This window comes from Kiritimatiellia bacterium, from assembly GCA_028715905.1.
Classification (GTDB): domain Bacteria; phylum Verrucomicrobiota; class Kiritimatiellia; order JAAZAB01; family JAAZAB01; genus JAQUQV01.
Genome location: JAQUQV010000038.1, coordinates 1 through 8,490, shown reverse-complemented (window position 1 = coordinate 8,490; position 8,490 = coordinate 1). Strand labels below are relative to the sequence as shown.

The following is an 8,490-nucleotide window of genomic DNA, read 5'->3' as shown; positions in this document are numbered from 1 at the left end:
CTGGCCGTCGGCGACCGCATCAGCATCGGCGAAACCGTCATGACTTTTGAGCGGGCAACCCCGAAAGGCACCGAAACCGTCATCCGGGAACTGAACAAGGAAATGGAAAACGCCGGCAAGGGCTTCAAGACCATGATGATTGAAATTGTCGGCAACGACAAGGAAGACAAAAAAAACAGCACCGGCCGGATCAGCCCTCAAGTTTGAGCCATTCGTAAAGCGCGAAGCGTTCCGCGCAAAACATTTACCTTTGCAGCCCCCCCCCGCATCTTCACCTGGAGCGCGTCAGGGAGCGGGCTTCGCGCTATTGTCCGAATTTTCGGCCGCCGGAACAACGTCTTCGTCAGGCTCCACGGTTGTGGCGGAAACGAGCGCATCTCCTTCCTCCAGATTAATCAGGCGGACGCCTTGGGTTACGCGGCTGATGATGCGGATATCGCCGACCTTGATCTTGATGGTCTGACCTTGGGCGGTGATCAGCATGAGCGCGTCGTTTTCCATGACGGCATGGGCGCCGACCACTTTCCCGTTGCGCTCAGAGGCGCGGATGGCCATGATGCCCTTGCCGCCGCGGTGTTGACCGCGGTATTCCTCAAAAGACGTGCGCTTGCCGTAGCCGTTCTCGGTGCAGACAAAGAACGTGGATTTTTCATTAACAATTTCAATGGTTTCCACCTCGTCGCTCTCGGCCAGCCTTATGCCCCGCACGCCGATGGTGTCGCGGCCCTGGTTGCGCAGTTCCGTTTCATCAAAACGCAGGCTCATGCCGTTGCGGGTGGCCAGCATGATGCCGCTCTGGCCGTTGGTGAGTTTGACGCCGATCAAACGGTCATTGTCCTCAATTTTAACGGCGATGATGCCGTCACGCCGCGGATTTTTAAATTCCGAAAGTTTTGTTTTCTTGACGATTCCCCTGGCGGTGGCCATGACAAGAAACTCGTTTTCGGGAAAATCGCGCACGGTAACCATGGCGGCGATCTTTTCTTCGCTTTTCAATTCCAGCAGGTTGACGATGGCCTTGCCGCGCGCGGTGCGGCCGGCCTCTGGTATTTCATAAACTTTTTCCCAGTAAATGCGTCCGCCGTCGGTAAAAAAGAGAACATAATCATGCGTGCTGGCGTTAAAGAGGTGCTCCACGAAATCCTCTTCCTTCGTATCCATGCCGGTTACGCCTTTGCCGCCGCGGCGCTGGGCTTTGTAAGTGGCGGTGGGCACGCGCTTGATGTAGCCGGCATGGCTTATGGTGATGATGCAGCTGCGGTCGGCGATCAAATCCTCAATGTTCATCTCGCCTTCCTCGGGAGTTATTTCTGTCCGGCGGGGGTCGCCGTAAGTCTCTTTGATTTCAAGGAGTTCCTCCCGGATCACGCCGTAAATCTTGTTCCGACTGGCCAGCAGGTCTTTCAGGGAGGATATGAGCTTGATCACCTCCAGATAATCGGCTTCCAACTTGTCGCGCTCAAGCCCGGTCAGCTGGTAAAGACGCATGTCAAGGATGGCGTTGGCCTGGATTTCGGTGAGGCCGAACCGTTTCATCATCTCCAGCCGGGCGTCGTCGCGCGATTTTGAGGCGCGGATCACCTTGACGACCGCGTCCAGATGATCAATGGCGATTTTCAACCCCTCAAGAATGTGGGCGCGCGCCTCGGCTTTCTCCAGGTCAAAACGGGTGCGGCGGGTGATGACATCAAAACGATGCGCAATGAACTTCTGGAGAAACTCCTTGAGGTTCATGATCTTGGGGCGGCCGTTGTCAATCGCCAGCATGATCGCGCCAAAAGTCGTCTCCAGCTGGGTGCGTTTGAAAAGGTTGTTCAACACAACCTTGGGCGCCACGCCGCGCTTGAGTTCAATCACGATGCGGATTCCGTTCTTGTTGGATTCGTCGCGGATATCCGCGATGCCTTCAATGACCTTGTCCTGCACCAAGGCGGCTATGTTCTCAATGAGCGCGGACTTATTTATCGCGTAGGGAATCTCGGTGATGATAATCGTTTCCTTGCCCTGCTTCCCCTCCTCAATTCCCGCGCGGCTGCGCACCTTCATCTGTCCGCGCCCGGTTTTGTACATGTCCATGATCGGCTTGAGGCCGCAGATGATTCCGCCGGTGGGAAAGTCAGGCCCCTTGACGTGTTCCATCAGATTTTCCACGGTGGCCTCCGGGCGGTCAATCAGCATGAGCAGCGCGTCAACTATTTCATTCAGGTTATGGGGCGGGATATTGGTGGCCATGCCGACGGCTATGCCCGTGCAGCCGTTCATAAGCAGGTTGGGCAGGCGGGCCGGCAACACGGAAGGCTCGTCGATCTCGCCGTTGTAATTCTTGACCATCAGCACGGTATTCTTGTCAATATCGGCCAGCATTTCTTCCGCCAGCTGCCGGAGACGGGCCTCGGTGTAACGGTAGGCGGCGGCGTTGTCGCCGTCAATGCTGCCAAAGTTGCCTTGCCCGTCAATGAGGGGATAACGCAGGGAAAAATCCTGCGCCATGCGCACGAGGGTGTCGTAGACCGCCGTGTCGCCGTGCGGATGGTATTTGCCGAGCACTTCGCCGACGACATAAGCCGATTTCTTGAAAGGACGGTTGTGCAGCAATCCCAGCTGGCGCATGGCAAAAAGGATGCGGCGGGCGCCGGGTTTGAGCCCGTCACGAACATCCGGCAGGGCGCGGCTGATGATGACGCTCATTGAATAGTCAATGAACGAACGCTGCATTTCATCTTCAATATTGATGCTTTCAATCTGTTCGTTAGTTGTGTTCATTTTAAATTTTTACGCCCCGTCTTGCGCGCGGCAAGGCGCGCGGACGCCGGCCTTAAACATCCAGATTCCGCACGTTCAGGGCGTTTTCCTGAATAAATTCCCGGCGCGGCTCAACCTCGTCGCCCATGAGCAGCGTGAAGATATGGTCGGCTTCCACCGCGTCCTCCTGGACAACGCGGAGGAGCTTTCGCCGGGCCGGATCCATGGTGGTGTCAAAAAGCTGTTCAGGATTCATTTCGCCGAGCCCCTTGTAACGTTGAATGCTCAACCCCTTGCGGCCGATATTCCGGATCTGTTCAACAACCTGCAGGATAGAATTGAGTTCTATCGCCGTTTCGCCGTTGAGCAGCCGGTAACTCCGGCTTTCCTTTTCGTTTTCCTGGCCGGACGACAGCGGAAAGCCCTGCTTTTCAAGACCGGCAACCAGTTTCCCGATCTGGCTGGCGGCATAGATTTCCTGCCAGCGAATGCCTTTCTCATTGTTCGCCGCCTCGTTGTCCGAAAAAATCTCCAGTTGATAGCCGGCGTTCTGCTCAAGTTTTTCCCTGAGGCGCGTCAGTTCTTCGTCGTTATAGACAAAATAATAGGATTTTCCGCCGCCGTTCACGGCCGACACGTGGTATTTCGGCAGTGCGCCGGATTGCGGATGGCGGAGGCGGATATACTCGTCAAAAGCGATGCCCTTGCGCTTCAGGCTCTGCGCAAAGTGTTCCAGCTCAACCAGAGTTTCCAGCATGCCCAAAAGCTCCTTGCCGGCATAAGTCTTTTTTGTCTGCGGGGATTCCAGCCGCAGATCCTCGGATCCGAGTTCAAGCAGTTTCCGGGTAAGCCGGGCGTCGGAATCAATATATTCCTCCTTCTTTTTCCAGGTGATCTTGTAAAGGGGCGGCTGGGCCAGGAAAACGTGGCCGGCTTCAATCAGCTGGGGCATCTGGCGGTAAAAGAAGGTCAGCAAAAGGGTGCGGATATGGGCGCCGTCCACGTCGGCGTCGGTCATGATGATAATCTTGTGGTACCTGATTTTTGAAATATCAAATTCTTCCTTGCCGATCCCCGCCCCGATGGCGGTGATAAGCGTGCGGATTTCATTATTGTTAAGAATCTTGTCCAGCCGCGCCTTTTCCACGTTAAGCACCTTGCCGCGCAGGGGCAGGATGGCCTGAAACTCGCGGTTGCGGCCCTGCTTGGCCGAGCCGCCGGCGCTGTCGCCCTCAACCAGATAAAGCTCGCAAAGCTCCGGATCGCGTTCGGAACAATCGGCCAGCTTGCCGGGAAGCGCGGCGCTGTCCAAGGCTCCCTTGCGGCGGGTCAAATCCCGCGCCTTGCGGGCGGCGGCGCGGGCCCGGGCGGCAACCCTGGCCTTGTCCACGATGCGCCGCGCGATGGAAGGATGCTCTTCCATGAAAACGGCCAGTTCATCGTTGACGATTGACTCCACGATACCCTGAACCTCGCTGTTGCCCAGCTTGGTTTTGGTCTGGCCCTCAAACTGCGGGTTCGGCAGTTTCACGCTGATGACGGAGGTCAAGCCCTCGCGCACATCGTCGCCCGACATGGCTTCCTCGTCATCCTTGATCAGCTTATTGGCGCGGGCATAGTTGTTGACGCTGCGGGTGAGGGCCGAGCGGAATCCGCTCAAATGAGTTCCGCCTTCTACCGTGTTGATATTGTTCACATAGCAGCAGATGTTTTCCGTGTAAGTGTCCGTGTATTGCAGGGCGATTTCCACCACAACGCTTTCCTTTTCTCCGCCGAAAAATATCACCTTGGGATGGATCAGGTTCTTGTTGCGGTTGAGATGCTCCACGAACTCCGCGATGCCGCCCTTGAACATGAAAACTTCCTCGCGCTGGGGCTCTTCCTGGGAAAGGCGGATTTCTATGCCCTGGTTCAGAAACGCCAGTTCGCGCAGACGATTGGCCAGGATGTCCCACTCAAACTTCAGGGTGGAAAAAATGGAGCCGTCCGGAAAAAAAGTCACTTTCGTGCCGGTGCTTTTTGTCTTGCCTATTTTTTCCAGGGGGGAAGCGACCGCGCCCTTTTCATAACTCTGGTGATACACCGTGCCGTCGCGGCGCACCTCAACTTCAAACCATTCGCTGAGCGCGTTGACGCACGACACCCCCACCCCGTGCAAACCTCCGGAAACCTTATAGGAGCGGTGGTCAAACTTGCCGCCGGCATGGAGCGTGGTCAGCACTACTTCCAGCGCCGGTTTCTTTTCGGTGGCGTGCATGTCCACCGGAATGCCGCGGCCGTCGTCATTGACCGTCACGGAGCCGTCGGAATTAAGCTGGACCTGGATGGCGGCACAGTATCCGGCCAACGCTTCGTCAATACTGTTGTCCACCACTTCAAAAACGCAATGGTGCAGACCGCGCACGGATGTGTCGCCGATATACATGGCCGGCCGGCGCCGGACGGCGTCCATCCCCTCCAGCACGGTGATGGTGGTGGCATCGTATTTTTCGCCGTTTTTGGCCGGCGCCGCTTCGCCCGGACGATTTCCCTCCGCTTCTGCGGCTTTTTCTCCCTTCGCTTTCACAACGGATCCGGCCGCTTCCGAACTGGTTTTTTCGGACAATTCCTCTGCCTCGTGTTTCATGTCATAAATCCTTTTTTGCCCCTCGCGACGGGTTGATTTATTCTACCGGCGGATTAAAAAAAAGCAACATTTTTTTTCAAAAAAATAATCAAAAGCCGGGGCCGGACTTCATGAACGAACAGCGGGCGATCGGCTTGTTTTGTCCCATAAAAAGAAGCTCAAAATTGGTGCGCTCCCCGGCGGTGGGCGCAAACGGAGCGATTTCCACGAAACGGACATCGGCGGCAAGCAGATTTTTAATGATTAAAAAATAATCAGGATGGTCGGTGGCAATATGAATCTCCCCCCCCGCTTTCAATGTTTTCCGGACGGCGTCCCGGAACCCGGCGTCAAAAAGGCGCCGGCGGTGATGGCGGCGCTTGGGCCAAGGATCGGGGAAAAAAAGATAGTAAACCGAAACGCTCTCCGCCGGAATCAGGTTTTCAACGGCGAAAAAGATTTCCGAACATAAAAGCCGGATATTCCTGACTCCTGCGCGCCGGACAGCGCGGCCGACCTTTCCAATGCGCGCCCGGCGCCGGTCAATGCCCAGAAAAGACGATTCCGGACGGGAAAAAGACCGGGCCAGCAGGAAACGCCCCTTGCCACAGCCGAGGTCCACTTCCAGGTCAAAGGAAGTCGCCCGGTTAAAAACCTTTTCCGGCGCGAAAAACACCGGCGGATTTTCCGGTTTGAGAATAATGTCCTGAAGATTATCGGCCGCCATATTTGTAAAATTTCATGCCTGCTATAATTTCAAAGCGTTCAACGCCATGAAGACCAAAACCGTGAATATCGCCTGCGAGGCGACGCATGGCGCCAACTGGCGGTAAATCGGAAGCAACGAGGCCGCAAAATAGTCGCGGGTCATTATGAGGCATAAATGAACCGGAGAAAGCATCATGCCCAGATAACCGGAACCGAAAGACAGCGCCAGCGCTGCCATGGGCGTCAGCCCGTTTCCCTCCGATTCAAGCAGTCCCACCACCAGCGGAAAGGCTATGCCCGCTATTGACGAAGCCACGCCGGTCACAAAACCGGCCAGAAACGGCAGGGCGGCGATAATCGGCACGACGCCGATTTCCGACCGTCCCATCTCGCGGGCGGCTTCCGGCAGCAGGCGGGAAGTTTCCAGAAGGGATTGAAAGACAAGAATAGCGCCGATCGTGAGCAGGATATTGACATTGTGCGGCTTGAAAAACGATGAAAACATTTTTCCCCCTTTTCCCGCCCTTTTCCAGACAACCATCAGGCCGGAAAGAACGCCAATCAACATGGCGGAGAGTTTGGTTGTCTGCGGGTCGCACTGCGGCAGTATCGCGGCAAAGAGGGGGGGAAGCGCGAGCACGGCCGCGATAATAAGCAGAATCGGCCAGATCAGCCGCGCAAAAGGGCGCAAGCTATCCGAAACAACCGTTCCGGCCAGGCCGAGTTTATGCCGGAAAGGCCGCAAGAGCCAGAACCAGCCGAACGTAAAAGCCGCCGGCGTGAAAAGAATCATGGCGGCGGTAAAACGCCATGGCTCCATTCTGAAAACCGCCAGCCCGATGATGACCACCGGATAAATCGGCCACCAGTATTCCCAGACGTGCCGGAACCAGTAATTCACGGCCGTTTTCCATTCCGGCTTCCAATGTTCTTCATCCGCGCTTTGCTGGATCATCGGCGCGGACAGCAAGGCGCCGGCCGGCATGGGCATCAGGCCGATCAAAGCGGGCATTAACATGAGGCCCCACATCCTCCCGGATTTGCCCCCGATCCTGTTCGCGAAAGACTGCATGGCCCCGGCATTTCTTTTGTCGGCCAGTTCCCGCCCGAATTCCACCGCCAGCGCCGTTACCGCCACGAGGAGCCAGAGGTTTATATCGGCCAGCGCCCGCATGAAGAAAACAAAGACCTCGGGCAAACGGTTGCCCCCCCACCAACTGACTCCCAAACCGCCCAGAACCAGCGCAAGGCAAAGCGGAACTCGCAGCCGTCCGAGGAGAAGAATTCCGGCAAACACCGTCAATATTTTCAAGAGAGGCGAAAAATCGTTCATTTAATTTCCGGCGCAGGCTTTACCCTATCAGCAAAGCAATTATTCCAACCGCCATCAAATACACCGCAAAAGGGCGCAGGGTATTAAAGCGAAAAAATTTCAGGCAGAAATGAATGGCGCCGAAACTGGCGGCAAAGCTCATCAGGAATCCGCTCAAAATAAAAACCGGATCAAATCCGGTTTGGGGCGCCGCAAGTATTTCCCGGCCCTGAAAAACGATCGCCCCGGCAATCGCCGGCACAGCCATGAAAAAAGCAAAACGCACCGCGTTTTCCCGGCTTTGACCGCTGAAAATTCCTCCGGCCGCGGTCCATCCGGAACGCGAGGCGCCCGGGAGCAAGGCGACAACCTGCAGGCAACCGACAAAAATGGCGTTCCGGAAAGTAATGTTCCTTCCGGACGGCGCCAGGCGGCGCTCGGCCAGCAGGAAGAGCAAGGCGGTCATGATCATGCTCATGCCGGTTACCCAGGCGTTCCGAGCCGTCGCGTCGTTTTCCAGCCATGGCTTCAAGACCGGCCCCGCCAACACCGCCGGAATAGTAGCGGCAATTATCAGCCACGGCAAACGGCGGTAATATGTGCCAGCGACGCTTTCGATTTTCAAATTTCGATTTTCAAATTTCAATTGCCGGGGATGGCAGTTTACCCCATTGGCGATCTTTGAGAAATATGCATGAAAAACAGAAACCCATTCGCGCCAGAAATAAATCAGGATGGCCGCGAGACTGCCGCCATGCAAAACCGTGTCAAAGAGCAGCCCGCCGGCGTCCGACCAGCCGAAAAGGCGGCGCGCCAGGACAAGATGGCCGGAACTGCTGACCGGCAGGAATTCTGTCGCGCCCTGGATCGCGGCCAGCGCCAATGACTGCCATAAATTTAAATCAACATTCATTTTTCCCCATGAAAAAAAAACCGCGGTTCATATGAGCATTTTAACGCCGGCATGTCAATGGCATTACCGGGGATTAAAACAAATTGTAACCCCTCAGTTATGTGGGTGGATGGCAATTCAATTGGCCAGTCTTCGTAGGGGCCGCGCTTGTCGCGCGCCCGTCTTTATTGAAGAGGACTTCGCAAGCGAAGCCCCTACGGTTTCTCTCTC

General features: G+C 56.0%; 6 protein-coding genes. 1 reads left to right on the top strand and 5 read right to left on the bottom strand.

From position 1 onward, the window contains the following. On the top strand, positions 1-207 hold a 207-nt coding region (locus tag PHP98_08230; protein ID MDD5483622.1), incomplete at its 5' end, for a hypothetical protein. 78 nt (positions 208-285) lie between these two features. On the opposite strand, the gene gyrA is transcribed toward PHP98_08230, so the two are convergent. The 5 genes from gyrA to PHP98_08205 all read right to left on the bottom strand — a co-directional run bounded on the left by gyrA (position 286) and on the right by PHP98_08205 (position 8,280). After that, the gene (gyrA, locus tag PHP98_08225) at positions 286-2,763 is read right to left on the bottom strand and encodes a DNA gyrase subunit A (protein ID MDD5483621.1); all 2,478 of its coding nucleotides are present in this window, start codon (positions 2,761-2,763) and stop codon (positions 286-288) included. Between the two features lie 52 nt (positions 2,764-2,815). After that, positions 2,816-5,368, bottom strand: a complete 2,553-nt coding sequence (gene gyrB / locus PHP98_08220; protein ID MDD5483620.1) for a DNA topoisomerase (ATP-hydrolyzing) subunit B — start codon at positions 5,366-5,368, stop codon at positions 2,816-2,818. Between the two features lie 88 nt (positions 5,369-5,456). After that, the gene (gene trmB / locus PHP98_08215; protein ID MDD5483619.1) at positions 5,457-6,074 is read right to left on the bottom strand and encodes a tRNA (guanosine(46)-N7)-methyltransferase TrmB; all 618 of its coding nucleotides are present in this window, start codon (positions 6,072-6,074) and stop codon (positions 5,457-5,459) included. A gap of 21 nt (positions 6,075-6,095) precedes the next feature. Continuing rightward, the gene (locus PHP98_08210) at positions 6,096-7,388 is read right to left on the bottom strand and encodes a DUF401 family protein (protein MDD5483618.1); all 1,293 of its coding nucleotides are present in this window, start codon (positions 7,386-7,388) and stop codon (positions 6,096-6,098) included. Positions 7,389-7,407: 19 nt separating this feature from the next. Further along, a complete protein-coding gene (locus PHP98_08205) occupies positions 7,408-8,280 on the bottom strand; it encodes an undecaprenyl-diphosphate phosphatase (GenBank protein MDD5483617.1) in 873 nt (290 codons plus the stop codon). Positions 8,281-8,490: the final 210 nt, after the last annotated feature.

Coding starts and splice junctions, on each gene's coding strand:
- PHP98_08205 (MDD5483617.1), bottom strand. CDS start 8,280: ATGAATGTTGATTTAAATTTATGGCAGTCATTGGCGCTGGCCGCGATC.
- trmB (MDD5483619.1), bottom strand. CDS start 6,074: ATGGCGGCCGATAATCTTCAGGACATTATTCTCAAACCGGAAAATCCG.
- gyrB (MDD5483620.1), bottom strand. CDS start 5,368: ATGAAACACGAGGCAGAGGAATTGTCCGAAAAAACCAGTTCGGAAGCG.
- PHP98_08210 (MDD5483618.1), bottom strand. CDS start 7,388: ATGAACGATTTTTCGCCTCTCTTGAAAATATTGACGGTGTTTGCCGGA.
- gyrA (MDD5483621.1), bottom strand. CDS start 2,763: ATGAACACAACTAACGAACAGATTGAAAGCATCAATATTGAAGATGAA.